Source organism: Pseudomonas flavocrustae (genome assembly GCF_029872515.1).
GTDB lineage: Bacteria > Pseudomonadota > Gammaproteobacteria > Pseudomonadales > Pseudomonadaceae > Chryseomonas > Chryseomonas aestiva.
Genome location: NZ_JAPDIQ010000006.1, coordinates 351273 through 375182, shown reverse-complemented (window position 1 = coordinate 375182; position 23910 = coordinate 351273). Strand labels below are relative to the sequence as shown.

Annotated in this window: 25 protein-coding genes and 3 pseudogenes; 13 read left to right on the top strand and 15 right to left on the bottom strand. The window is 61.9% G+C overall.

Annotation, left to right across the window (positions count from 1 at the left end):
* From OMP44_RS15830 to OMP44_RS15820, 3 genes are all read left to right on the top strand, one after another.
* A partial coding sequence (locus OMP44_RS15830) for an energy transducer TonB (protein WP_280309599.1) occupies positions 1–385 on the top strand: 385 nt, incomplete at its 5' end.
* Between the two features lie 26 nt (positions 386–411).
* Positions 412–1128, top strand: a complete 717-nt coding sequence (locus OMP44_RS15825) for a MotA/TolQ/ExbB proton channel family protein (RefSeq protein WP_280309597.1) — start codon at positions 412–414, stop codon at positions 1126–1128.
* 1 nt (position 1129) lies between these two features.
* Entirely contained in the window at positions 1130–1531 is a 402-nt protein-coding gene (locus OMP44_RS15820; protein ID WP_280309595.1) for an ExbD/TolR family protein, read from the top strand.
* Positions 1532–1592: 61 nt separating this feature from the next.
* On the opposite strand, the gene OMP44_RS15815 is transcribed toward OMP44_RS15820, so the two are convergent.
* From OMP44_RS15815 to OMP44_RS15795, 5 genes are all read right to left on the bottom strand, one after another.
* Positions 1593–1892 (bottom strand): cupin domain-containing protein, encoded by a 300-nt coding sequence (locus tag OMP44_RS15815; protein WP_280309593.1) that lies wholly within the window; start codon positions 1890–1892, stop codon positions 1593–1595.
* A 177-nt stretch (positions 1893–2069) separates the two neighbouring features.
* Positions 2070–3008, bottom strand: a complete 939-nt coding sequence (locus tag OMP44_RS15810) for an aliphatic sulfonate ABC transporter substrate-binding protein (protein ID WP_280309591.1) — start codon at positions 3006–3008, stop codon at positions 2070–2072.
* Positions 3005–4042 (bottom strand): L-glyceraldehyde 3-phosphate reductase, encoded by a 1038-nt coding sequence (gene mgrA / locus OMP44_RS15805; protein WP_280309589.1) that lies wholly within the window; start codon positions 4040–4042, stop codon positions 3005–3007. Before mgrA ends, OMP44_RS15810 begins: the two co-directional genes overlap by 4 nt.
* Positions 4043–4053: 11 nt before the next feature.
* Positions 4054–5376 (bottom strand): LLM class flavin-dependent oxidoreductase, encoded by a 1323-nt coding sequence (locus OMP44_RS15800; RefSeq protein WP_280309587.1) that lies wholly within the window; start codon positions 5374–5376, stop codon positions 4054–4056.
* 2 nt (positions 5377–5378) lie between these two features.
* Entirely contained in the window at positions 5379–7595 is a 2217-nt protein-coding gene (locus OMP44_RS15795; protein ID WP_280309585.1) for a TonB-dependent receptor, read from the bottom strand.
* A 149-nt stretch (positions 7596–7744) separates the two neighbouring features.
* On the opposite strand from OMP44_RS15795, the gene OMP44_RS15790 reads away from it, so the two are divergent.
* On the top strand, positions 7745–8764 hold the full coding sequence (locus OMP44_RS15790) for a LacI family DNA-binding transcriptional regulator (protein ID WP_280309583.1): 1020 nt from the start codon (positions 7745–7747) through the stop codon (positions 8762–8764).
* Between the two features lie 120 nt (positions 8765–8884).
* Here OMP44_RS15790 and OMP44_RS15785 read toward each other — a convergent pair whose 3' ends face one another.
* The 6 genes and pseudogenes from OMP44_RS15785 to OMP44_RS15760 all read right to left on the bottom strand — a co-directional run bounded on the left by OMP44_RS15785 (position 8885) and on the right by OMP44_RS15760 (position 13604).
* The gene (locus OMP44_RS15785; protein WP_280309581.1) at positions 8885–9472 is read right to left on the bottom strand and encodes a peroxidase-related enzyme; all 588 of its coding nucleotides are present in this window, start codon (positions 9470–9472) and stop codon (positions 8885–8887) included.
* Positions 9469–9978 (bottom strand): CMD domain protein, encoded by a 510-nt coding sequence (locus tag OMP44_RS15780; protein WP_280309579.1) that lies wholly within the window; start codon positions 9976–9978, stop codon positions 9469–9471. Before OMP44_RS15780 ends, OMP44_RS15785 begins: the two co-directional genes overlap by 4 nt.
* Positions 9975–11540, bottom strand: a complete 1566-nt coding sequence (locus OMP44_RS15775; protein ID WP_280309577.1) for an ABC transporter substrate-binding protein — start codon at positions 11538–11540, stop codon at positions 9975–9977. The genes OMP44_RS15780 and OMP44_RS15775 overlap by 4 nt, the downstream gene beginning before the upstream one ends.
* Positions 11537–12553, bottom strand: coding sequence for an oligopeptide/dipeptide ABC transporter ATP-binding protein (locus OMP44_RS15770; protein WP_431312654.1), 1017 nt, complete (start codon positions 12551–12553; stop codon positions 11537–11539). Before OMP44_RS15770 ends, OMP44_RS15775 begins: the two co-directional genes overlap by 4 nt.
* Positions 12553–13186, bottom strand: a pseudogene (locus OMP44_RS15765) (oligopeptide/dipeptide ABC transporter ATP-binding protein). Before OMP44_RS15765 ends, OMP44_RS15770 begins: the two are co-directional and overlap by 1 nt.
* Before the next feature lie 139 nt (positions 13187–13325).
* Positions 13326–13604, bottom strand: coding sequence for a hypothetical protein (locus OMP44_RS15760; protein ID WP_280309575.1), 279 nt, complete (start codon positions 13602–13604; stop codon positions 13326–13328).
* A gap of 113 nt (positions 13605–13717) precedes the next feature.
* On the opposite strand from OMP44_RS15760, the gene OMP44_RS15755 reads away from it, so the two are divergent.
* Positions 13718–14665: an IS481 family transposase gene (locus OMP44_RS15755; protein WP_280309573.1), complete on the top strand. Its 948-nt coding sequence runs from the start codon at positions 13718–13720 to the stop codon at positions 14663–14665.
* A gap of 508 nt (positions 14666–15173) precedes the next feature.
* Here the strand turns inward: OMP44_RS15755 and OMP44_RS15750 are convergent.
* Complete coding sequence (locus OMP44_RS15750) at positions 15174–16115, bottom strand: LysR substrate-binding domain-containing protein (RefSeq protein WP_280309571.1); 942 nt, start codon at positions 16113–16115, stop codon at positions 15174–15176.
* Positions 16116–16233: 118 nt separating this feature from the next.
* Here OMP44_RS15750 and OMP44_RS15745 point away from each other — a divergent pair, with 118 nt between their 5' ends.
* The 6 genes and pseudogenes from OMP44_RS15745 (at position 16234) to OMP44_RS25085 (ending at position 20859) form a co-directional block, all read left to right on the top strand.
* The gene (locus tag OMP44_RS15745) at positions 16234–17280 is read left to right on the top strand and encodes an alpha/beta fold hydrolase (protein ID WP_280309569.1); all 1047 of its coding nucleotides are present in this window, start codon (positions 16234–16236) and stop codon (positions 17278–17280) included.
* A 54-nt stretch (positions 17281–17334) separates the two neighbouring features.
* Positions 17335–18669, top strand: coding sequence for an MFS transporter (locus OMP44_RS15740; protein ID WP_280309567.1), 1335 nt, complete (start codon positions 17335–17337; stop codon positions 18667–18669).
* A gap of 257 nt (positions 18670–18926) precedes the next feature.
* Positions 18927–19052, top strand: a pseudogene (locus OMP44_RS15735) (OprD family outer membrane porin); the annotation flags it as partial.
* 240 nt (positions 19053–19292) lie between these two features.
* Positions 19293–19868 (top strand): hypothetical protein, encoded by a 576-nt coding sequence (locus OMP44_RS15730; protein WP_280309631.1) that lies wholly within the window; start codon positions 19293–19295, stop codon positions 19866–19868.
* 105 nt (positions 19869–19973) lie between these two features.
* Positions 19974–20384 (top strand): hypothetical protein, encoded by a 411-nt coding sequence (locus OMP44_RS15725; protein ID WP_280309565.1) that lies wholly within the window; start codon positions 19974–19976, stop codon positions 20382–20384.
* A gap of 256 nt (positions 20385–20640) precedes the next feature.
* Positions 20641–20859, top strand: coding sequence for an EexN family lipoprotein (locus OMP44_RS25085; RefSeq protein ID WP_431312653.1), 219 nt, complete (start codon positions 20641–20643; stop codon positions 20857–20859).
* A gap of 123 nt (positions 20860–20982) precedes the next feature.
* On the opposite strand, the gene OMP44_RS15720 is transcribed toward OMP44_RS25085, so the two are convergent.
* Positions 20983–21126, bottom strand: a complete 144-nt coding sequence (locus OMP44_RS15720; protein ID WP_280309563.1) for a hypothetical protein — start codon at positions 21124–21126, stop codon at positions 20983–20985.
* Positions 21127–21264: 138 nt separating this feature from the next.
* Here OMP44_RS15720 and OMP44_RS25080 point away from each other — a divergent pair.
* Positions 21265–21717 (top strand): annotated as a pseudogene (locus OMP44_RS25080) (HipA domain-containing protein); the annotation flags it as partial.
* 395 nt (positions 21718–22112) lie between these two features.
* Here the strand turns inward: OMP44_RS25080 and OMP44_RS15715 are convergent.
* A complete protein-coding gene (locus OMP44_RS15715; RefSeq protein ID WP_280309562.1) occupies positions 22113–22694 on the bottom strand; it encodes a hypothetical protein in 582 nt (193 codons plus the stop codon).
* Between the two features lie 260 nt (positions 22695–22954).
* Here OMP44_RS15715 and OMP44_RS15710 point away from each other — a divergent pair, with 260 nt between their 5' ends.
* Positions 22955–23401: an Imm50 family immunity protein gene (locus tag OMP44_RS15710; RefSeq protein ID WP_280309560.1), complete on the top strand. Its 447-nt coding sequence runs from the start codon at positions 22955–22957 to the stop codon at positions 23399–23401.
* A gap of 47 nt (positions 23402–23448) precedes the next feature.
* Here OMP44_RS15710 and OMP44_RS15705 read toward each other — a convergent pair whose 3' ends face one another.
* Positions 23449–23736: a hypothetical protein gene (locus OMP44_RS15705; RefSeq protein ID WP_431312659.1), complete on the bottom strand. Its 288-nt coding sequence runs from the start codon at positions 23734–23736 to the stop codon at positions 23449–23451.
* Between the last annotated feature and the right edge of the window lie 174 nt (positions 23737–23910).

Sequence of the window (23910 nt, the reverse complement as noted above, 5' to 3'; positions counted from 1 at the left end):
ACCCCAACCGGTGCCCAAGCCGGAGACGCCGCCCTCGCCACCGCCCCAGGCCGCCCCGGCGCCCCAGCCGGCTCCGCCCGCGCCGCCACCCGCATCGGTCAAGGAAACCCCAGCGTCGGCAACCGCCGGCTACCTGCGCAATCCGGCGCCCGAGTATCCCGCCCTAGCCCTGCGCCGCAATTGGGAAGGCACGGTATTGCTGCGGGTGCGGGTGCTGCCCAACGGGCGTCCCGGTGACATCCAGATCCAGCAGAGCGCCGGGCGGAGCCAACTCGACGAGGCGGCCGTGGCGGCGGTCCGGCGCTGGAGCTTCGTGCCCGCCAAGAAGGGTGACCAGGCCATCGAAGGCTGGGTCACCGTCCCCATCGATTTCAAGATTCGCTGATCCGCCATCATTCGAGGATATCCATCATGACGACGCTGCTGTCTCCCACCCAATCCGTCGAAGGCGCCGTGATCTGGCTGCTGATCGGCTTCTCCGTGGTTACCTGGGGCCTGGCGCTGCTCAAGGGCGCCCAGTTCGGTCGCCTACGCGGACAGGATCGACGCTTCCTGAAGCTGTTCTGGGCAGCGCCCAACCTCGCGGCCGGCGCCGAACTCAGCCATAACCAGCCCGGCGCCGCGGCGCGGGTAGCCGCCGCGGGTTACGCCGCCATCGCGGTCAACGACGAGGGCACCCCGGCGGACCTGGCCCAGGCGATCAATCACCAGGATCGCCTGGAGCGCGCCCTGCGCCAGCAGATCGTGCGGGAGCGTCGCTCGCTGGAATCGGGCCTGGCGGTGGTGGCCAGCATCGGCAGCACCTCGCCCTTCATCGGTCTGTTCGGCACCGTCTGGGGCATCATGGAAGCGCTCAAGGGCATCAGTGCCGCAGGCAGTGCCAGCCTGGAAACCGTGGCCGGCCCCATAGGCGCGGCGCTGATCGCCACGGGCGTCGGCATCGCCGTCGCCGTGCCGGCGGTGCTGGTCTACAACTACTTCGTGCGCAGTCTCAAGCTCAAGGCCGCGGATCTCGACGATTTCGCCCATGACTTCTATAGCCTGGCGCAAAAGAGTGCCTTCAAGGTGCTGGTGCATCCCAACGCCCGGCGCAGCTCGGCTGGCCACACAGTAAAGGAGGCGGTGTGACATGGCCTTTTCGACCCAGGACAACGATGAGGTGATGAGCGAGATCAACGTCACGCCGCTGGTGGACGTGATGCTGGTGCTGCTGGTGGTGTTCATCGTCACCGCGCCGCTGTTGACCAATTCCATCCCCATCAATCTGCCCAAGACCGAAGCCGTGGCGCCGGTGGAGCAGAAGGACCCCCTGGTGGTGAGCATCGACGGCGCCGGCAAGTGGTTCCTCAACAAGAACGAGATCCAGCCGGAGCTGTTGCGCACCAACCTGGAGAGCGCCAAGCAGCAAGACCCCCAGCTGCGGGTGCAGCTACAGGCCGACGACGGTGCCAATTACGGCCAGGTGGCCAAGGCCATGGCGGCCATCGAGAAGGCGGGTATCACCAAGTTGGCGGTGATCACTGCCCGCTGAGCGATATGGAACCGGCGCCCTGGTCGAGAGCCCTCGACCAGGGCGTTTTCGTCTGCGTAGCTCAATCCTGATCGATGATCACCAGGTTGCCGTGGCTGCCGGCCAGGACCCGATGAGGTACGCCAAGGCGTGCCTCGAAAAGTTCGCCAGCGCCTATCGCGAGCGCGCGGCCCTCACTCTCCAGGTGCAAGACGCCGTCGAGGACCAGCAGCACCTCGGTATAGCCATGGACTTCTTCGGGCAGCGCTTGCCCATCCATACGCAGGATCTTGATGGCGGCAGAACCCACTCGCGAGATGACACGCGACTCCCAGGCAGCCGGCAACTTATTGGCGAAGACACTGATATCAAGGGACGACATGGGTAATCCAAAAAGCACAGTGGGAGAGTGACAATAGCCGCGTCGAATAACTCTTGCCCAATAACTGAAGGTTCGTTGGCTAGATATAAAAGGCAGGCGTTGAAGCACCGGGCGGAAGTTGTCCGTCCGGCGTTGGGATAATTATCTGCTGTGTAGCGACGTGGTCGAACTTCCTGATTAAATAAGCGCGGCCTTTACCTCTACCTTGCGTGGCAAGAGTCCATTGCTGACGAAGAGGTCAGCCGACCGCTGCTGCGCGGCCAGTATCTCGGGGGTAATGGGGCCGATAGGCGAGGGCGGGCGATGGTCGAGGTAATCGGCCACCACCTGCCGGTCCAGGCCCATTACCCGGACCAGGATGTCCAGGCTGCCTTCGCGGTCGCTACGGGTCAGGGCTTCGGCCTGGCTGAGCTGGGCCAACAACTCGTTCAGGAAGGCGCCATGGGCGCGGGCATAGTCGCGCCGTGCGGTATACAGCGGGCCGTTGAGACCCAGGCCCGTGCCATCCGCCAGCAGGCGTGCCTGCCCCTGGTGCAGCACCAGGGCCGAATAGGGGGCCCAGATCGCCCAGGCATCCAGACTGCCCTGGCTGAAGGCGGCATTGGCATCCGCCGGGGCGAGGTAGACGGGCTGGATGTCGCTGAAGGCCAGGCCCTCGCGCTGCAGCAGTCGCAGCACCAGGTTGTGGGAGCTGGAGCCTTTCTGCAGGCCGATGCGCTTGCCCTTGAGCTCGGCGACGCTGTGCAGTGGACTGCCCACGGGCACCAGCAGCGTTTCGGCCCTGGGTTTGGCCGGCTCGGCACCGATGTACACCAGGTCGGCACCGGCCGCCTGGGCGAACAGCGGCGGCAGGTCGCCGGTGGAGGCGACATCGAGACGGCCGAGATTGAGCGCCTCGAGCATTTGCGGTCCGGCGGGGAATTCCAGCCAGTCTAGGGCGAGCTGTGGATAGGCGCGTTCCAGCAGCCGGTGCTCCTTGGCCAGCACCAGGGCGATGGAGCCCTTCTGGTAACCCAACCGCAGTCGCGCCGGTCTAGCCGTTTCGCCCCAGGCGCGGGCCAGGGGCGCCGCCACGACGACGGCACCCAGTTGCTTGAGTAAGGTGCGACGATTCATTCGGCACTCGATGGCTTGGCCCAGAGATTGATGCCACCTTCGACCGCATGGGTGTCGATCTCGGCCAGCTCTTCGGCGGTAAAGGCCAGGTTGTCCAGGGCCGCTACGTTCTCGACGATCTGCTCCGGCCGGCTGGCGCCGATCAGGGCGCTGGTCACGTGCGGGGCGCGCAGGGTCCAGGCCAGGGCGAGTTGCGCCAGGCTCTGGCCGCGGCGCTGGGCGATGGCGTTCAGCGCGCGGACGCGCTCCAGGTTTTCGGCAGAGAGATGGCCTTGCTGCAACGACTGACCACCCGGCTGATTGACCCGGGCGTCGGCCGGCACGCCATTGAGGTACTTGTCCGTCAGCAGACCCTGGGCGAGAGGGGTAAAGGCGATCACGCCGCTGCCGAGTTCCGCGGTAGCGTCCAGCAGATCCTTTTCGATCCAACGATTGAACAGGTTGTAGGCCGGCTGGTGGATCAACAGCGGGATCTTCCACTCGGCCAGCAGCGCAGCGATCTCGCGGGTCTTGGTGCCGGAATAGGAACTGATCCCCACGTACAGCGCCTTGCCTTGCTGGACAGCGCTGGCCAGGGCGCCGGCCGTTTCCTCCAGGGGCGTATCCGGATCGAAACGGTGCGAATAGAAGATGTCGACGTAGTCCAGGCCCAGGCGCTTGAGACTCTGGTCAAGGCTGGCGAGTATGTATTTGCGCGAGCCACCACCCTGGCCGTAGGGGCCGGGCCACATGTCCCAGCCAGCCTTGCTGGAGATGATGAGTTCGTCGCGATAGGCGGCGAAGTCTTCGCGCAGCAGCCGCCCGAAATTGATTTCGGCACTGCCATAGGGCGGGCCGTAGTTGTTGGCCAGGTCGAAGTGGTTGATGCCCAGGTCGAAGGCGGTGTGCAGCAGGGCGCGCTGGCGCTCCAGCGGCGTACTGTCACCGAAGTTGTGCCACAGCCCCAGCGATAGGGCGGGCAGCACCAGGCCGCTGCGGCCGACGCGGCGATAGGGAATACGGTCGTAGCGGTCAGACGCGGCGTGATAGGCCATGAGGGGCTCCTCTAGGTGAAATGGGGGTTGGCGGGCTGCGCAAGGCCCAGGTGTTCGCGGAGGGTGCGGCCCTGGTAGGCCTTGCGAAACAGGCCGCGGCGCTGCAATTCGGGAACCAGGTGCTGGACGATGTCCGCAAGGCCACTCGGCAGCAGCGGCGCCATCAGATTGAAGCCGTCGGCGGCGCCCTGTTCGAACCAGCGTTGCAACACATCAGCGACCTCGCTGGCCGTGCCCACCAGGCTCAGATGCCCCCGGCCGCCGGCGATGCGCCGGCCGAGTTGGGCGAGGCTCAGGTTTTCGCGGCGGGCCAGGTCGGTCAGCAGGCGTTGGCGTGATTGCTGGCCGCTGTCGGTCAGGGGCAGTTCCGGCAGCGGGCCGTCGGGTGGATAGCCGGAGAGATCGAAGTTGCCCAGCATGCGTCCGAGCAGGGCGATGCCGACCTGGGGATCGACCAGCTCGCGCAATTCGGCTTCCTTGGTCCGCGCCTCGGCGGCGGTGGCGGCCACGGTGACGTAGACGCCAGGCATGATCTTGAGAGAGTCCGGAGAGCGCCCGGCGGCGGCCACGCGCCGCTTGAGATCGCCGTAGAAGGCCTGGGCGCTGGCGAGGTCCGGCTGGGCGGTGAAGACCACCTCGGCGCTGCGGGCCGCCAGGTCGAGCCCGGCGGGCGAGGCGCCGGCCTGGACCAGCACCGGGCGGCCCTGGGGCGAGCGCGGCACGTTGAGCGGACCGCGCACGGCGAAGTGCTCGCCACGGTGGTCCAGGGCGCGGACGCCATCGGCGCGGTAGTACTGGCCGCTGGCCTGGTCGCGGACGAAGGCATCGTCCGCCCAGCTGTCCCAGAGGCCGTTCACCACCTGCTGGAATTCGCTGGCACGGACATAGCGTTCGGCATGCCCCAGATGGCTGTCGCGGCCGAAATTGCCGGCCTCTGCGGCGGCATCGGAGGTGACCAGGTTCCAGCCAGCGCGCCCCGCGGACAGCTGGTCCAGCGAGGCGAAGGCGCGGGCCACCGAATAGGGTTCGTGATAGCTGGTGGTGACCGTGGCCACCAGGCCGATGCGCTCGGTCACACCGGACAGCGCGGCCAGCAAGGTGAGCGGCTCGAACAGATCGGAGCGGGCCATGCGCGCGGCCTGGGGACCTTCGGCAGCGGCCACGCTATCGGCGATGAACAGCAGGTCGAAGCAGGCGGCTTCCGCCAGGCGGGCGAGCGCCCGGTAGTGCGCGATGTCCACCCCGGCACCGCGCGGCACGGACGGATGGCGCCAGGCGGCGATATGGTGACCGGTGGCCATGAGAAAGGCGCCCAGGTGCAGTTGTCGGCTCATGCTCAGAAGTCCTTGCGCAGCTGCACGCCGAAATAACGACTGTCGTCCCGCGGTACCTGGCGATAGATGTAGCCGCTGCCACTGGCCAGCAGCGGCGAATAGGACTTGTCCGCCAGGTTCTTGCCGATCAGCGCCACCCGCCAGCCGGCATCGTAGTCGGCCACCGCCAGGCTGGCATTCCAGATCCCGTAGGCGCCTTGCTTGGTATCGGGATTCTGCGACAGGTCGTATTGCACCTCGCTCTGCCAGCTGTAGTCGGTGGCCAGCTCCAGGTCCAGGCCGTTACCCAGCGGCACGCTGTAGTCGGCGCGCACGTAGCTCTTCCAGTCGGGCGCGAAGGGCAGGGTCTTGCCGTTGACGTTGCAGGAAGCGGCCGCGCCGCTCGGGCAGCTGAAGCTGTCGATGCGGGCGTGGGTATAGGCCAGGGCCGCCGAGAGTTTGAGTGCTCGGGTCGCCTGTAGCGCCAGGTCGAACTCGGCGCCCTCGCTGGTGACGCTGCCGGCATTGATCAGGCGGGTTACCACCTGGCTGGCCACGGTATCGAAGAAGTTGGCCTGGTAGTTGTCGTAGGTGCTGTGGAAGAGGGCGCCATTGGCGGTCAGGCGGCCATTCCACGCCGTGGCCTTGAGGCCCAGCTCCCAGGTATTGGAGGTTTCGGGCTTGAGCGGATCGGTATCCCGCGGCTGCATGTTGAAGAAGACGTTGTAGGCCGGTCCCTTGTAGCCGCGGGAGTAGGTCAGATAGGCCATGAGGTCGTCGGTCAGGTCGTACTGCACCCCCAGGCGGCCGGACCAGCCGTCTTCGTCCACCGAGCCGCTGCTGGCCGTGCTCGGTTGGATACCGTTGACCGCCACCGGCGAGGTGGAGGTACGGCGATGGTCGTAGCTCAGGTAGTCGTGGGTGTAGCGCAGGCCGGCGATGCCGCGCAGCCGCTCGGTGAAGTTGAGGGTGGTTTCGCCGAACAGCGCGCTGCTGTCGCTGCGGGTGCCATAGTCCGCCACCCCGGTCTGCAGGCTGGTTGGGCTGCGCAGATTGCGGCGATAGGTTTCGTCGTCATGGCCGTGCATGTAGTAGGCACCCGCCACGTATTCGACGAAGCCGCCCTTGGGCGAGGCCAGGCGTAGCTCCTGGGAATACTGGTCGAAGGCCAGGTCGCCCTTGTCTTCAATGCCGGGAAAGGCCGCACTGATGGTGCCCAGGCGGTCGCCGTCCTGCCACTGGGTGTTATCCCAGCCGCGCCAGGCGGTGATGGAGGTGAGGGTGAAGTCGCCCAGCCGGTAATCCACCTGCGCCGAGACCCCCTTGTTGGCATCCTCCACCCGACTGCGATAGTCGCTGACGATATCGCGGTTGTGGTCGCTGGCACTGACCGGGGCGAGGGCGTTGGCGAATGAGGCATCGAGCGTCTTGGCCACCACACCGTTGGGGATGTCGTCGTGGGCCTGCAGATAGTCCGCCGCCAGGGTCACGGTGAGATCGTCGTTGGGGGTGAATTCCAGCTTGCCCCGGGCACCGCGATGGTTATAGCCGTTGACCTCGTGGCCGTTGCTCTGGTTGTCGACGTTGCCGTCGTAGCTGCTGACCAGGGTGGTGAGCGAGCCACGCAGCACCCCCGGTACCAGCGTGCCGCCGATGCCGAAACGGGTCCGGCTCTCGTTGCCCTGGTACCAGTCCTGTTGCACGTAACCACGGGTCTCCGCGGGCGGTTGGCGGGTGACGATATTGATAACGCCGGCCGAGGCGTTCTTGCCGAACAGGGTGCCCTGGGGGCCGCGCAGCACCTCCACCCGCTCCGGGTCCAGCAACTCCAGGGTGGCCTGGCCAGGACGCGCCAGCACCACGCCATCCACCACCGTGGCCACGGTCGGCTCCACGCCGGGCGAGGTGGAGATGGTGCCTACGCCGCGGATGAACAGCGCGGTGTCCTTGTTCGAGGCATTGGTGCGGAAGTTGAGCGTTGGCACCTGCTGGGCGAGACCGGCGACGCCACTGCGGTTGTCGCGTTCGAGCTGCTCGCCATCCACCACGCTGACGGCCACGGGGACCGATTGCAGGGTTTCCTCACGGCGCGTGGCCGTCACGGTGACCGCGTCCAGGGTCACCGTCTCGCCATCGGTATCGGCGGCAGCGACCAGAGGCGCCTGGCTGATGGCGGCGAGCAGGGCGATGGCGTGGGGCAGGGGGCGAAGGGTGAAGCGCGCAGTGGGTCTGGTCGACATGACGATCTCTGGTCCTGATTCCGTTGCGCCCTAAGCGGGCGGTCGCGCTGCAACCGGCTTTCCTCGCCTCCTTGTTAGCGCTAACATCATTATGTTCCGACGTCGCCGTCGCGGCGGTCCAATATTGAAAAGTCAGGTGGTTATAACGAATGGCACGCAAAAGACGCGGGGCAGGGCGCGTGACCCTGGCCGAGGTGGCGGCGAGCGCCGGAGTCTCCACCATGACCGTCTCGCGGTTCTTCAATAGTCCCGACAAGGTCTCGCCCGCCCAGCGTGAACGCATCGCCCAGGTGGTCGCCGAGACCGGCTACGTGCCCAACCAGGCGGCCGGCGGCCTGGCATCGGCCCATAACCGCATCGTCGGCATGGTGGTACCCAACATCTCCGGCCCCATCTTCGCCCCCACCATCCAGGCGTTCAGCGACACCCTCGGCGAGCACGGCTACCAGGTGCTGCTGGCCTCCAGCTATTTCTCCGCCGAGCAGGAAGAGCGCGCGGTACGTGCCTTTCTCGGCTGGGCACCGGCAGCCTTGGTGGTGACCAGCCATTTCCATACCGAGGCGACCGAGCGGATGCTCGAGCAGGCCGCCTTGCCGGTGTTGGAGACCTGGGATTACCGGCCCGAACGCCAGCCTATACAGATTGGCTTCTCTCACTATGAGGTCGGCGTGCTGGCCGCAGAAGCCGTCCACGCCCGAGGTTATGCCCGCCCGGCATTCGTGCTGAACAGCGCGACCGGCGACCTGAGCGCTCTAGAACGCTGCCAAGGCTTCACGGAGATTCTTGCGCAGAAGGGAGTCGACGTCCTGGTCCATACGCCTGCGCCTGATCTTGCGCCTTTTGAGGCCGGTGAGCAGGCAATGCAGCAATTGCATGCTGGAGCGACGCCAGTGGACCTTATCTTTTTCGCCAACGACAACCTGGCAGCGGGTGGACTACTGGCTGCGCAGCATGCTGGGATAAGGGTGCCGGAGCAATGTGCGGTGCTGGGTTTCGGCGATTATCCCTTCGCGCGGATGCTGATGCCGAGGTTGACTACGATTCGTCCGCCTGCGTCGGCCATTGGCGAGAATGCTGCCCGTTGGATACTCGCTGTCGCGGACGGGCAGGTACCAGAGGCTCCACTCGAGCGGCTGACCTGCGAGGTAATAGTCAGAGACAGCCTCTGACCTGCCAGGAGAGCGACGGGTGCAGGGATCACGTGACGCTGGACGGAAGGTTGTCTCCACCTCGTAAGTGGCAGGGCCAACCTTCCGTTTTGTCAGATCTGAAATATCCAAAAGAGCGCGCTACTCCAGCGCCACTTCCGGCTCCCCGAGGTTAAGCATGAGCCGATTCGCCCACGCGAAGATCGCCACGCTGTGGATCAGATCCAGTATTTCCAGATCACCCAACCCTGCCTCATACAGCCGCTGCAGATCATCCGGTCCAATCTCTTCGGGGGCTACCGTCAGGCCAGCGCTGAACTGCGCGATCGCCCTTTCCCGGGGTGTATCACCGGCGTCCTGTGGGTCAGCGAATACCGCAGGAATTGGCGCCAGCTGCTTGGACAGCTGCTGGTAGCGCTGGGCATGGACCGAGGCGCAATACACGCACCCGTTGATTCGGGATACCACCGTGCTCGCCAGCTCGCGATCGGATCGTGCAAGGCCTCCTGGCGCATACATAATGGCGTTGAAGGCTGCGGAGCGCTGCTCGAGGATCAACGGCTGCCAAACCAGTAGGCGATAGTAGTCGGAGACCTTCGCTTGCGGATGGCTGCTTTCCAGCACCGCGATCTGCTCAGGGGTTGCCTGATCCAACGACACTACCGGCAGCCAGGCGCGCCAGTTCAAGGGGCGGTCGGTGAAGCCCTGGATATCGAGATAGTCGGTCACGCGTCACGCTCCACGGCAGCCATGGCGCGCAGGCCCGCCAATAACCGGATCTGGTAGGTCAGAAAGCCGACAAGCTGAGCCAGAACCACACAGTCGCTGATCGTCAGCTCTGCCTCTGTCAGCAATCGCTCCAGCGCGATTCGGTCGCCGTCCAGTGGACGCTGGACCAGGGTCGCGGTGAATTGAAGGATGGTGGCCAGACGCGTGGGGTAATCGTTCGACCAGGGTTCGCCCTTCGCTTCCAGTCCAGCAAGGTCCTCTGGGGCTACGCCTTCCGCGAGGGCCAGGGTAACGTAGTGCTGCGCCAGCAAGGACGAACCGCTCAAGCGGCAGGCCAAGACGGCCACCTGTAGCCGCTCGGCCACGCTCAGGCTTTCGAGATCGCTGGACAGTAGTGCTTCCAGGCTGGCCTCGGTGGCTGCCTTTACCTTGATACGGCGGTCACGTAGGGCAGAGACCGATTCAGGAAAGGCGCCCAAGGTATCGAGCAGATCGGGCGTGTTCATAGAGGGCTTACCATGGTGGCAGTGGTCCGGTCGCTCGAGAGCGGTTCTACCTTCAGACCTTTGCGAGCGGCCCAGACGTTCTGGTAATGGAAGAGGGGCAGGACGCCCGACTCGCCTTGCACCACGGCGGCGGCGTCGGCCAGAATCGCGGCGCGCTTCTGCGGATCGAACTCGGCGGTGGCAGCGGCCAGCGCCTGGTCAACCTGGGGATTGCTGTAGCGACCCCAGTTGGAGGCGCCGATACCCTTCTGCGGATCGACGCTCGCCAGGACGTTGACCAGGGCGTAGCTGGCTTCGCCGGTGCCGTTACCCCAGGCGAGGGTACTTACGGCATATTCATTCTTGCCGGCGCGACTGGCATAGACTGCCCAGGGCACCACGTCCACCTGCGTCTTGATGCCGATGCGGGTCCAGAACTGGGCGACCGCCTGGGCCACCTCCGGCGCCTGGGGGTAGCGGTCATTCGGTACGTGCAGGGTGAGCTGGAAGCCTTCTGGGTAGCCGGCCTCCGCCAGCAGCCGCTTGGCCTCGGCCGGATCATTGGGAATGGGTTTGAGTGCGGCGTTGTAGCCAAAGGTGTCGGCAGGCATCCATTGGTCAGCGGCACTCGCCGCGCCCTGTAGCAGGCGATCCACCAGCGCCTGGCGGTTGATGGCCAGATCCAGCGCACGCCGTACCCGCGCGTCACGCAATGGATTCTCGGCCAGTGGCTTGCCAGCGTTGTCGCGGATAAATTCATTAGGTCCCGGACGCTGGCTGGGTTGCAGCAACAGCACCCGCAGGCCTGGGTAGGCATAGACCTTGACCTGGTCTGCACTCTTAAGTCGCTTAAGGTCAGCGACCGACACCTTGTCGATGACATCGACATCGCCTGCGAGCAAGGCGGCCGTACGCGCCGCCGCATTGTTCACATAGCGATAGCTCACGGCCTCCCACGTGGGTTTCGGCCCCCAGTAGGTCTCGTTGCGGACCATCTCCAGGCGATCGCCTGGCAGGTAAGATTTGAAGCGGTAGGGGCCGCTGCCCACCAGGGCCTTACCGCTGTTGTAGTCCTCGGTAGCGGCGGTCTTGCCCACGTGCTCGCTGACGATATGCACGGAGGCCAGGTTCAGCGGCAGATCCGGGTTGGGCACACTGGTCTTGATGACCAGGGTGTGGTCGTCCTTGGCCACCACTTCCGCGACGGTGCGCAGATAGCCGGCGAAGGTGGCGACGCTGCCTGGCACCTGGCGCGCACGCTGGTAGGAGAACACCACGTCCTTGGCGGTGAAGGGGACGCCGTCCTGCCATTTTACGTCGTCACGCAGGCTGAACTCCCAGGTCAACGGGTCCAGGTTGCGCCAGCTCCTGGCCAGTCCCGGTTGCAGCGCGTTGTGGTTGTTCTCCACCAGCAGATCCCAGAAGTGCAGGTCGACGGACCTGTCACCCGCATGGTTGTTGAGCTGCGGATCCAACGAGGAGACCGGGTCGGCGAAGGCGATGCGCAAGGGATCCGCCTTGACGGTCAGCGCGCCGAGTAATGCTGCGCTGGCCAACGCGAAGCGAAGAGGGTGCGGGTTCATGGATGTGGGCTTCCTTGGGGTTTCAGGTCGGGTAAAGAGATGGCGACAGCCGGAGCGTCCAGGTGGCAGGCGGTGTGGTGGCCTGGCGCCGATTCATGCAACACAGGCGCTCGCTCGCGGCACTGCGGCACGGCACGCGGGCAGCGCGGGTGGAAGGCACAGCCGGTAGGCGGCGCGAAGACGCTGGGTGGCTCGCCGGCCAGCCCGGCGTAACGCCGCCGCCGCTGGCTGACGTCAGGTACCTGCGCCAATAGCGCCTGGGTATAGGGATGACGGGGCGTGTCGAATAGCGACTGTGCCGGGCCGCTCTCCACCACCTCACCCAGGTAGAGGATCACCACCCGGTCAGCCAGGTGTCGCACCACGCCCAGGTCATGGCTGATGAACAGATAGGCCAGGCCAAGGCTGTCGCGCAGGTCCAGGAACAGGTTGACGATCTGCGCCTGGATGGAAACGTCCAGCGCGGCGATGGACTCGTCGCATACCAGCAGCTGCGGTGCCACCGCCAGGGCCCGGGCAATACCGACCCGCTGGCGCTGGCCGCCACTGAGCTGATGCGGGAAGCGCTCGGCCAGCGCCGGATCCAGGCCGGCGCGGCGCAAGTGGAGGGCGACCTCCATAGCCACTTCCGACCGCGGTACCAGCCGGTGATGGCGCATCGGTTCGGCGATGGCATCACCGATGCGCAGGCGCGGATTGAGACTCGCGTGGGGATTCTGGAAGATCATCTGTATCGCCAGGCGTCGGCGCACGGCCAACTCCGGCGCCAGTTGCCGGCTGCCGGCGCTGGGCGTGAGCAGATCGGCCGCGATGCGGCCCAGGGTGGACTTGCCGCTGCCGGACTCGCCGACCAGGCCAACGATTTCACCTCGGTGTATGCGCAAATCCACGCCGCGCAGCGCGTGGGCCGTCGGCGGCGGCGGACGTAACCCCAGGCGTTGCAGCAGCCCTGGCGGTCGTTCGCCGTAGCGGTGTTCGATGCCTTGCAATTCCAGCAAGGGGGTGGAATCCATCAGCAGGTCTCCAGAGGATGCATGCAGCGATACTCACGCTCGGCATCCAGGTAGCGGATGGCCGGCGTGCCCTGCAGACAGTCCGCCTGGGCACGGTCGCATCGGGGGGCGAAGGCGCAGCCCGCTGGCAGCCGGGCAAGGTCCGGGGTACTGCCCGGGATGGCGGAAAGGCGACTGCCGCGCGGCGCGCGGCTGGGCAGGCTGGCCAACAGCCCGGCCGTGTAGGGATGAGCGGGATGGTCGAGCAGGGCGTCTACCGGGCCCTGCTCGACCAAACGACCGGCGTACATGACCGCCACGCGATCAGCGAGACCCGCGACCACGCCCAGATCGTGGGTGATCCAGATCAGTGCGGTGCCCTGTTCCCGGGCCAGCGCCTGCACCTCACCAAGGATACTTGGTGGGCTCGTCGGCGATCACCAGGGCGGGGCGATTGAGCAGAGCGATGGCAATGGCCACCCGCTGGCGCATGCCGCCGGACAGTCCGTGGGGATAGCCGCGCAGACGAAGGTCCGGCTGGGCGACAGGATGGATATTGACCTTTCCTGGCTCATACTTGGTGATCGCGCCTTCGTAGGTCAGCGTGAACGGATTGCTACGATAGTCCGCCGCCCAAGCGGCGCTTCCTGACAGACCAACAGGGTGGTTCTCAGTATGCTGCGTTTCATAGCAAAACTCGTTACAGTCAAAAAACTAAGAAATCGCCCGCGGCGGCGCGCATGCTGCATTACTGCAGCGTGAGAATGCGTGCCTTCCTTAGTAGGGCTTGGGGCTACCGATTGGGTGCTGGTGTATCGGGCAGGCGAGGCGCCTGAGGGGAGCTGTGAAATCGGGCGATGACCAGGCTCGTGGACAGGCTGCCGATGCCAGCCGCGCCCATGACCCAGGCCATCGGCCAGGGCGTGCCGTCGGAAAACCAACTCATCATGGCTGCAGTCAGAATTCCGCTTCCGTAGTGCATGGCGCCCAACAGCGATGAAGCGGACCCGGCCCGCTCCGGGAAGGAGGCCAGGGCACCGGCAACCGAGTTGGCGACGATCAGTTCGTTCATGGACACATAGAAGAATATCGGGACGACTAGGTGTGATCTCTCAGTAGGTTGTTCATCCGGGGCATTCCCGGAATTCTGGAAGCGCGACCAACACAGCCTTCCAGGAGCCCCGGATGAACCTGCATAAACATGCCCGCCTTACCCCTCGAGGTCGAGCCCTTCTCGTCCAGCGCATGCTCACAGGGCTGCGTGCCGAGGATGCGGCACAAGCGGCGGGGGTTAGTGTTCGCACGGCTTACAAATGGCTCAGGCGTTTTCGTGAGGAGGGCGAGTCCGGTTTGATGGATCGCTCATCACGTCCGCATTCATGCCCGCATGAGACACCGGGCGATCGGGTCGCACAGTTGATCCAGCTACGCCGATCTCGCCATACCTATCGACAGATCGCCCAACTACTCGGCGTGGCCGTCAGTACCGTTGCGCGTCGTCTTAAACAGGCAGGCTTTCATCGTTTGGCCGAGTTGGAGCCCGCTCCTGTGGTGGTGCGCTACGAATACCCCAATGCCGGCGACCTGCTACATCTGGATATCAAGAAGCTTGGCCGATTCTGGAGGCCTGGCCACCGAGTGACAGGGAATCGTCAGCAGGGCTGCGATGGCGCCGGCTGGGAGTTCGTCCATGTGGCCATCGATGATGCGTCCCGGCTGGCCTTCACCAGCCTGCACCCGGACGAGCGCGGCAGCAGCGCCTGTCGAGCCTTGGTACAGGCGGTGCGTTACTACCGCGGGCTGAGTATCCGCTTTGGACGCGTCATGACAGACAACGGTGCCTGCTACCGCTCTCGTTCGTTTCGGCGCTTGTGCGCTCGGCTCGGACTGAAACATATCCGCACCAAACCCTATACGCCCCGTACGAACGGCAAGGCCGAGCGCTTTATCCAGACGAGCTTGCGAGAGTGGGCCTATGCACGCTGCTACGACAGCTCCGAGCAACGCGCCCGGCACTTACCCGCGTGGCTGCATCACTACAACTGGCACAGGCCACATTCCAGCCTCAACTACCAACGGCCAATCAGTCGCGCTCCGTTGCCACTGAACAACGTACTGGGTTTACACAGCTAGGCCTGCTGGTCGTCGGTGGTAGGCACGAACGAACATTAAGGGCTCTGGTGTAGTCGTTTGGTGTATCCGGATATAGCTGTAGTCGTTTTGGCCTGTCTGACTACTTTTCGCCACGTCTTGAGGCGCCTCGGTATGCGTAGCGCTTTAGGTACACCCTAATCGGACACGTGTCCGAGGGTTGAATATGGTCTACGCTCAAACCGTGCCAAAGATCGGCGTAACAACCTAGAGCAGGTCGTATGAATGGTCCGGTAGAGATTGTGACTTTAGTGCTTGTAGAGTTTCCACGCCTTGGAACCGCATCCGGTAAGAGCGCGTTTAACATGGGTAAGCGGGAGCACAACGAGACCAGGTAAGTACCCGATGAGCAGCCTGCGACGATTCGGGCCGCTGTTGCAGCCATCGCGCAGGAGCAGGGTGAGTCATCGGATGATTTAGCCATGCAGCCCAGCTTTCGTAACACTGAGAGCGTGGTGACGTCCGAAAGCGGGTGGCTTAGCAGACCTAGTCATCCATCGCATGCTCCTCCGGTATCAGGACGAGATGGTACATACCGAGCAAGCACAGGATCGTGCTGGCTAGCTTCTTGAACGACCCATTCGTAAAATAATTCGACAGCTCGTGTTTGCTTGTTCCCTAATGGTTCAAGCAGGTACAGACCTCTCCCTGTGGCAAGCGGTGCCGCAAACGGTATCTGCAGATAGCCCCGTTCAAGATCGCCATGGGCGACCAATATCTCAACCAGCGCAACGCCATTTCCGGTCAGGGCAGCTTCATACGCCAACGTAGAGTTGCTGAAACCCAGCTCTCTGTACCGTGGCCTGGACGTCAAATGCTGCGGATACCTGGAGAACCACTCCTGCCAGTCGTTTTGCCGATTCGCTGAATGAATCAGGCACACATCGTTGAGACCATGTTGGCGAATATGTAGGGCTATCGACGGTACGCAGATCGGAACCAGCATTTCGTCGAAGAGCTTGACACTTTTCTGGTTTGGCCACGGGTCATTACCGTAACGCAGGGCAAGGTCGATGTTCGTGCGCTCAAAGTCCACCGTCGTCATCCCGGTCTCGAACTGTGCAACTAGTCGTGGCCAGAGTTCATTGAGCCGCGGCAGAGCCGGGATCAGCCATTTTGCTGCCAGGGTTTGATAGACCAAGCAACGCACTGACTCAATCACCGGCTCGGCGGTGGCCCGGACGGCATCGTTGATAAGGCGGAAAGCTGGAATCAACGCTTCTGCAAGCTTTTCACCTTTGGCACTCAGACGGACCTGACGATGCAAACGCTCGAACAGCTGCACGTTCAGCTTCGCTTCGAGCTTGGAAATCTGCTGGCTAACGGCGCTGTTGGATACGCATAGCTCAACCGCGGCGCGCTCAAAACTTCCCAGTCGCGCTGCCGCTTCAAATGCCTTGAGCGTCTGTAACTGAATGTTAGGTATGTTCATGGTTTCAGATTAGCACAGCTAACCTGAAATGTTAGCCTTTATCGTTTGACCCAACACACGCTCCTGCCAAGACTGTCGATAAATAATTCCTACAATCCAAACGGAGTTGCAGCGACCCATGACCGTGGCCAAAACCCTCGGCGAAAGCCCTGATCAGGTCTTCATCGCAAGAGATTTTAAACTGACAAGCGGTGTAGTTCTCAGCGAATTGCATATCGCCTATGTTTGTCTTGGACAACTTTCGCCCGACTGCGGCAATGCGATTTTGTTGACCCATGGGTTCACTAGTAGCCATCGCCTTTCAAAAAAAGCAAGTCATGAATCATCTGAGGGCGGCTGGAACTTACTAGTAGGTCCTGGGCGTCCGGTCGACACCGACAAGTATTTTGTCGTTTCGTCCAACATGCTTGGTTCCTCATACGGGTCGACAGGTCCAGCTTCGATTAATCCTCAGACCGGGCAGCCCTATGGGCCGGATTTCCCACAGATTACTCTCCACGACATTGTCAGTGCGCAGCACTTACTATTGACCCATTTGAAGGTTAAGCACCTCCATGCAGTTATCGGTGCTTCATATGGAGGTTTCCAGGCGTTCCAGTGGGCTATTAACTATCCGGATTTTGTTGGTGGCATCGTTGCCGCTATGAGCTCATTGTGGCACGCCGATGATGGCGAAACTGTCCAGACTCTATTGGCATTCTTTGCGCAGGATCCGAACTGGAACGCCGGAAATTTTTACAAAAATGGCGGTGTGAGAGAAACACTAAAAAAGTACCGAATAGATACTCTGCGTAAGTATGGGAGGGCGGCCACTCTGGCCTCTCAAGGATATTCTGAATCAGAAATTGATGCCCAGCTTGAGCAGCTCTCAGCAGCGTGGGCTAGCCAATTCGACGCCAATTCTCTAGTCACCTTATTGTCAGCGGCTCACCGCATGGACTTGGCCCAAAACGTCTCACGAATTCGGGCGAAGGTCTTGTATCTGCTTTCTACAACTGATCGTGTGTTCCCGATCACGCTGGCTCCTGCCGTATCTGCGGTGTTCGACAAAGCTCAAATTCCTTTCGAATACGTTGAATTGCCTAGCGACAAGGGGCATAGCGCTTCTCACGAAGATGCTGCGAAGTGGGCATCCAAATTGCGGGAGTTCCTGGGTTGTTATTAATAACATCCTATTGCACTTTAGAGTTCGCTTACAAACAAAAGGTAGAATAACAAAATGGACGCTACGAAAACGATTAGTGAAAACTCTGCTTGCAGAGCCCAAGCCAGCAAGACTGTTGCCTCAAACTACCGCAAGACGCTTTTTGCAGGCGCAATTGGTAACGGCCTCGAATTTTATGACTTCGCAGTATACGGACTATTCGCGACCTACATCGCGAAGGTGTTTTTTCCGATGCAAAGCGAATTTATGGGGCTATTGCTCGCTATAGCCACTTTTGGAGTAGGGTTCCTAGCGCGCCCGTTGGGAGCCCTAATGATCGGAGCCTATGCTGATCGGGCAGGACGCAAGGCCGCTTTAAGGCTAACCATTTTGTTGATGGGTTTCGGTACGGTAATGATCGGTTCTTTGCCGGGTTATGCTACGTTGGGCATATGGGCTCCCATCCTTCTGGTTGTGGCACGCCTACTTCAGGGATTCTCGGCTGGCGGTGAGGTCGGCGCGGCCGTGTCGATTATGATGGAAGCTGCGCCCGCTAACAAAAAGGGAGCCGCGGTCTCTTGGCAAATTGCCAGCCAGCCGATTGCGCTCATGGCGTCAGGTTTGATTGGTTTCCTGTTGGCTCAGTCAATGTCTGCGGAAGACTTGGCATCTTGGGGCTGGCGGATCCCATTCTTTATTGGCGTTGCAATCATCCCGGTCGGCATGTATATCCGTAAACACCTAGACGAAACGGTAGAAGAGGTCGACGTTCATGCTTCCAATAAGGAAGTGATGGCTGAACTGGCAAGCACGTACAAGATGCCAATTTTCTTAACTACGGTTATCATCGCGGGTATCGCGATAAACCAGTACTTTTTCAGTTACATGACGACTTACGCAATTTCTACCTTAAAGCTTCCGCCAAGTGTTGCCATGTTGGCGCCGGTATTGCTGGGTGCAACGGGAGCGGTGTTCGCGGTTTGCGGTGGTAGGATCGCAGACCGGTTTGGCCGCCGAGCGGTCAACGTCATTCCACGTCTCTTACTGATCGTTGTCGCATATCCGGCGTTTGCCTACGCGACTGCCAGTAAGAGCGAAGTGATTTTTTTTGCAACCATCATGGGAATGGTGGCGCTGAATTTGATGTCCTACGGGACGGCAGCGCTGGTTGCCGCGGACAGTTTCCCGAAGAAAGTGAGAGCCAGCGCTTACTCACTGGGATACGCGCTGGGTGTGACGATTTTCGGCGGCTCAGCGCAAGTGATCTTCACGGCGATGATTCATTATACCGGCAATCCAAATAGTCCAGTAATCTATCTCATGATCGGTAACGCCATGACGATTATTGCCGTTTTAGCCGTGCTAAGAAAAAAACGGCGCGCTGAGGCATTGGTCGCTGCAAACGGCTAATTTAGGATCCTCAGAAATCGAAGTTCATCCCGGCAATAGGCGCCTTCCTTCGTGCCGGTAGAGTTGTTCCGCTATTTTTCTATAACAACAATAAGCTGATTCGGCCGTCATTTGCGCGGCTGACGTCAGCTTGTGAGCAGAATAATGAAAATAATGAATGTGGCTTGCATCCGTTGCTGTGTCAGCGCTTGTGTTTTTCTCTCCGCGAACGTGGCGTTTGCAAACTTCCTGCAAGACAGCCATGCAACTATTAGTTTGTGAAACCTATATTTAGTAACGAACCCAAACATGGGTTGGGTGGCGCCGGTCAAAAGAAGACTGAAGAATGGGGGCAGGCGACAATACTTAATTTCTCTTCTGGCTATACCCAAGGTCCTATCGGGTTTGGCCTCGATGCGATGGGTATGATGGGGCTTACGCTTGATAGTGGCGCGGGGGAGGGCATCGATTTCAGCGGTACGGGCGACGACAGACATGGCTGGATCCGTAGTTGGGGGGACCACTGCAGGATCTCGCATTGTCCAGGAACGCAACTTTTCCGAGGTCTGCGTACATGCCGGATCAAGCTTGCGTTCTCAGGAAAGGTGCCAGGGTATCGATGTACCCCTCATCGACCTGAGACGATGGATATCCGTTACGACGATTTCGTGGAGTTACTCGAGCACCTTGCTCACGCTCCGGAGAAAGACCTGCCGCCGATGAGCGTCGCGTCAGTGATCAAGAAGGCGCGAGGCACCGGCAATCCGCGGTTGCACTACGCCCGCGGCCACGTGACGGTGACGTTCCAGACGCAGTACGGGCCGCTGCAGATCGGCGAGGCCAGGGTGGCCTACCCAGGCCCGGATAACGATACGACCGAGTGGGAAGTCTTCATGGCGGTCGAGCTCGACGAGCAGACCTGGTCATTTGGTGACACCCGTATTGTCGACGAGCACGGCGTCCCTTCACTGATCGAAGCGGGTGAGCTGTGCATAGAGCTGATGGATGCGATCAGTTGGGTCGGCTGGGAGCCCTATGTCGAAGCCACCCTGCCAGCGCGTGAGGCGAGCTGGAACGCGGTCAAGGATCAGTACCCTGATATCCGGGTCGACCCCTGGGGCGCGGGATGGGGTAAATCAGGCAAAAAGGGCCGGAAGAATCGAAACGGAAAAGGTCGGTCAGGCAAAAAAGCCGGTACCGCGCGCCGAAGTGGCAAATAATGCGCAGTAGCAGCCTGCAGACGATCGATGAGCCGGTTACCCAATTGCGCTCGGGTAAGCTGAGCAGGGCTCTTTCACGACGCGCCGGTGAGAAGGGGAGGGTAGATGGATAAGCTCGAGTCTGTAGGCGCCGTCTGGCATCTGCTCCATCTGGTCTCGCTCGATAAGCCCCCGCAGGGCAAGCCGTGTAATGGATGCGGCCTGTGCTGCATCGCCGAGGTGTTCGACCTCGGCAAGGAGCTGGGTGACGAAGAGCAGTGCCGGGCGTTGATGCCGCTCAGGGCCGGCCGTTTCGCGCGCGGGTTGGTGACGGATCCCTATCGGTTTCTCTCGCCCGATCGGTTGGCGCCCTGGCGTGCGATCGACCAGCTCGCCCCGGGTGCCCAGGGCGAAGAGGCTTTAAAGTCACATTTCGCTGGCCTGCTGGGTACGGGCCGCGGTTGCGACGCTGATGACGAGGCGATTCGTGCATTTCAAGTAGAGGCGGATGCAAATCGGCAGCTGCCTCTGATGTGATGGTGCAGCGCCAAGCCCTAGGCGTTATCCCTTCTTCTGTCTCGAACAAACCCTTGGCGCATCGTTGCGCGGGGCGTACACATGGCCCGAATTCATGTAGCGGCGCCACGACCCTGAGGGCAACGATCTGGACCAGAGTTAGACGGCCAACACACTCCCGGACCGAGATGCTGTTCGGTATGCAAAGGTGCCGGGGATAATCGGGCTTCCACCGTTTAAATCCGAGATGTCATGAACAAGGCAGTTTTTCGCAGGATTGGCCCTCCTAGGCTGTAAAGATGAAAAGGTCGTGCAGACCAAGCAGTGGTACAGAGACCACGACAGTGAGCGCAAAGCGCGGGTAGAGGTCTGCCGGAATGATGCAAGGGAGGAGGCCACGCCCGACTGCCGAAACGCCCTAGAAGCCGAAGCCTCGGTGTTCTTGTTTGGCAAGGATCCGGCCAACAATAAGTCGCCGGACATCACTCCCCAGTAACGCCCCGCTCTGCCAGGAGCAGGCTGGCAAGCTTCGGAACGTCGACCGGCTCGAGCGCGTCGATTCCTACTTCCCCGTCTCGCGCTGGTAAGCGGGCAAGCCACCCGGCCGGCATTCGAACTGCTAGCGTGCTGTACCCTTGCCCCGATCAGTCAGCTGCGGATCCGCGAAGCAGCAACGATCGGCGAGCAGCTGGCGCCGATCGCATTCCGGCGAGACCAGGTCATCGATCAGGGCCCCGACTTCCTTGTTCACGCCTATACGCAAGGTGCCCTCCTAGGCAGCGCCACCGGCGCCGGGAGTGATCCGCCGAAGCTGCTGCTGACCCAGTGCAATCAGGGCGAGCTTTACCTGGACGGGGTGCTCGCTGACGACTTGGCAGCTCGGCATTAGCTCGTCAAATTTCCCCGAAACCAGGGGCGCGCGGCTGACCAGGACGTACTTCGTAGCGAGTACCGGTACTACCTGGCGCTGGATAGCCTGGGCCTGGAGACGATCTCTGCTGACGGGCTCATGCTCGAGGAAGGTAGGCAGCCGAGCCTATGGTCGCCGCGCTTCGACCGCCAATACGGTGCCGCGGGTCTTGAGCGGATCGCTGTCGAGTCGATCTATTCGTTGACGGATACGCTGGTGCCCGGGAGCTACCTGGGGCCCCTCGACGCTATTGAGGCCCTGGTCAGGGTGTGGCGGGCTTCCGGCCAGGACGCCGCTATTCCAGGCTTACTCGATGAGTACCTGCTGCGGGACCTGCTCAATCAGGTGGTGGGCAACACGGACAACCACGGCCGGAATAGCGCCATCCGGCGTGACGGAGAGGGCGTACGCTGGCGCCAATCTACGACCTGGCGCCCATGGTGAGGGATAAGCAGGGTGTCACCTGGGCAACCAGATGGCCGGCACCGGTGGAACAGGGCGGCACCATCAACTGGCGGGAGGTTTGCCGGCTGTTGGCGGCACGGGACGATCCGGAGAGGCTGCGGCTGGCGCTGAAGAACAACGCTGAGCGACTGCGCGCGCTGCCTGACCTCCTGCAGCCGGTGCTGCCAACCAGTGCCTGGGAGCACCCCAGGATCCTGCTGCGGTGGCTAGATGGTTACCTGCAGAACGCAGATCCGCGATAGCGAGACCCGGCACCGTACGATGGTAGCTGGGTGCGAGACAACTCGCCGGGCGCGCCGGCGAGAGGGTAAGCAAGAGGACAGGCCCGTGCGAGAAGGGCCTGCTGAGGCGGGGACTGTTGTCGGCCGGAATGGCTAGCTGGCGAATGCCGCGGCCAGGGCTTTTGCGCGAGCTGACACCTTCAGCTGCCGCAGTTTGGCGTCTTCGATGGCGAGAGCGCTGATGAGCTCCTCAGCCAGCTGGTCAGCGGTGCTCAGGTCCGCCTGGTCGAAGTCCAGCTCCAGCTCTTTGTACTTGCTGTAGGCCGTGATCTGCGAGGCGACCGCCTGGATGGAGAGGGGCCCGTATGCCTCTGGATCCTCGCGGTAGAATGCGAAGTCGCCGATGGCGATGTCACCCGCCTGGCTATGCGCACCATAGGCCTCCGCCAGGGTGCGAGCGTAGGCCGCCAACTGATCAGCGCTCGCAGGCGTTGCCGCTTGGCCGGCGAGATCAATGATGACGTCGGCCAGCTGCGCAGCGGTGAGGAGCGCCTCCGGCTCAAACGGCAGGATCTGCTGTTGCTTCATTGACAGGCCCTTTGCCAGGCCATCCTGGCTCATTACTTCGATGGCACCGAAGCGGGATGGCTCGTCGCGATGGAAGACAAGGCGGCCCGGCACGACAGTGCCCGGTGCTGTAGAGGTGGTAGGGGAGGGAAGGGTCTCGGTGTTCATGGTAAGGCTCCTGGTTGATATCTGGCCTCCACCCTGACACAGGTTTTCAGAACGCAAGGAGGCGGCTAACGAGCGCCTTGCGTCAATTTCCAGGATTGCCGCGACATTATGAAGCGACCAAAACCTGAAATAGCCACTTACAGCAATCGACCCAAAGCGGACGGTTTCGACAGGCTGTTTACGGCCAGAATTGCCCTTCGCGCTTGCGTTAACCCGGATCAGGGTAAGTTAGCGTCGCCAAGTGGTAATGTGGTCAGATCTTGAATCTCGCCGCTTCTATAGGAAAGCTCAGCGTGGAATGCCCAACCTATATCTGCAATGCCAAAAAAGTGACTGAAGTGATGGGCTACTGGCCTAGTTTTCATGATGCTGAAGTCATTTCGTTTTCAGCGGCTCGCGCCGCGCCCGGCCAGGTAGGAAAATCCTCCGCTCGCCTTTGCGTAAACGTTTGTCAGTATGACGAGGTGGGGGCCGGCATAGCGGAGTACGAGATGGCTTGCTGTAAAAGCGTGCTGATCGAATTTCTATTTATTGACCTGCAATTCCTATCTCTTAAAGACTTCAACCACCAGAACGTCATTAATTCGATTATCTTCAGGCAATTGGAGAACCACTCAATCGAAGTGGAGTTTGAGTCCATCTTTGGGGTAGGGGGCGCCATCCGGTGCATAGGCGCAGAAGTCAGTGACGTGACTATGCTGCTCTAAGTTCAGACACTCGCCTTCCGTTACCGTCAGGCTGCGCTAGCACGCAACTAAATTGGAAGTTCTTCAACGTGTCCAGTGACCAGCGCAACTTGGCGGCAGCAGCTACAGTGTGTGGCTGAGCCTGAGCTGTCGTAGTGGAACGGCACCTTCTGGTGGCTGCGAGCGCTCGCGGTGCTGGCGGTGGCGCTATGGCGCTGTAGAAGGTTCTGACTGGTCTGGGTGCCACCAGGCACACTTCCCCTATCCACGCCGCGGCTGTCGTCCCAGCCGTGTATGAATTCGCCGCGGACGTCGGGCAGATTGAGGATGGTGGAGCCGTCGCCGGCGCCGAAGATGGTGCCGATTGCAGCGAAGAGCGTCGCTTAGGTAGTCCGGTTGACGGCGGCACCATTGGCCTTTAGACAACCCAGAGGCGCCGCGGTCATGCCGGAGAAAACGATGGTGCCAGCGCGCTCGCCAATTATGTTGCCGACCCAGCGGGTGAACGCGGCGTTGTTGCTCGGGTCACC

Coding starts and splice junctions, on each gene's coding strand:
- OMP44_RS15800 (WP_280309587.1), bottom strand. CDS start 5,376: ATGAGCCGACAACTGCACCTGGGCGCCTTTCTCATGGCCACCGGTCAC.
- OMP44_RS15750 (WP_280309571.1), bottom strand. CDS start 16,115: ATGAACATACCTAACATTCAGTTACAGACGCTCAAGGCATTTGAAGCG.
- OMP44_RS15810 (WP_280309591.1), bottom strand. CDS start 3,008: ATGAATCGTCGCACCTTACTCAAGCAACTGGGTGCCGTCGTCGTGGCG.
- OMP44_RS15820 (WP_280309595.1), top strand. CDS start 1,130: ATGGCCTTTTCGACCCAGGACAACGATGAGGTGATGAGCGAGATCAAC.
- OMP44_RS15790 (WP_280309583.1), top strand. CDS start 7,745: ATGGCACGCAAAAGACGCGGGGCAGGGCGCGTGACCCTGGCCGAGGTG.
- OMP44_RS15725 (WP_280309565.1), top strand. CDS start 19,974: ATGGATAAGCTCGAGTCTGTAGGCGCCGTCTGGCATCTGCTCCATCTG.
- OMP44_RS15740 (WP_280309567.1), top strand. CDS start 17,335: ATGGACGCTACGAAAACGATTAGTGAAAACTCTGCTTGCAGAGCCCAA.
- OMP44_RS15825 (WP_280309597.1), top strand. CDS start 412: ATGACGACGCTGCTGTCTCCCACCCAATCCGTCGAAGGCGCCGTGATC.
- OMP44_RS15795 (WP_280309585.1), bottom strand. CDS start 7,595: ATGTCGACCAGACCCACTGCGCGCTTCACCCTTCGCCCCCTGCCCCAC.
- OMP44_RS15815 (WP_280309593.1), bottom strand. CDS start 1,892: ATGTCGTCCCTTGATATCAGTGTCTTCGCCAATAAGTTGCCGGCTGCC.
- OMP44_RS15755 (WP_280309573.1), top strand. CDS start 13,718: ATGAACCTGCATAAACATGCCCGCCTTACCCCTCGAGGTCGAGCCCTT.
- OMP44_RS15715 (WP_280309562.1), bottom strand. CDS start 22,694: ATGAACACCGAGACCCTTCCCTCCCCTACCACCTCTACAGCACCGGGC.
- OMP44_RS15780 (WP_280309579.1), bottom strand. CDS start 9,978: ATGAACACGCCCGATCTGCTCGATACCTTGGGCGCCTTTCCTGAATCG.
- OMP44_RS15730 (WP_280309631.1), top strand. CDS start 19,293: ATGGATATCCGTTACGACGATTTCGTGGAGTTACTCGAGCACCTTGCT.
- OMP44_RS15760 (WP_280309575.1), bottom strand. CDS start 13,604: ATGAACGAACTGATCGTCGCCAACTCGGTTGCCGGTGCCCTGGCCTCC.
- OMP44_RS15745 (WP_280309569.1), top strand. CDS start 16,234: ATGACCGTGGCCAAAACCCTCGGCGAAAGCCCTGATCAGGTCTTCATC.
- mgrA (WP_280309589.1), bottom strand. CDS start 4,042: ATGGCCTATCACGCCGCGTCTGACCGCTACGACCGTATTCCCTATCGC.
- OMP44_RS15770 (WP_431312654.1), bottom strand. CDS start 12,553: ATGGATTCCACCCCCTTGCTGGAATTGCAAGGCATCGAACACCGCTAC.
- OMP44_RS15775 (WP_280309577.1), bottom strand. CDS start 11,540: ATGAACCCGCACCCTCTTCGCTTCGCGTTGGCCAGCGCAGCATTACTC.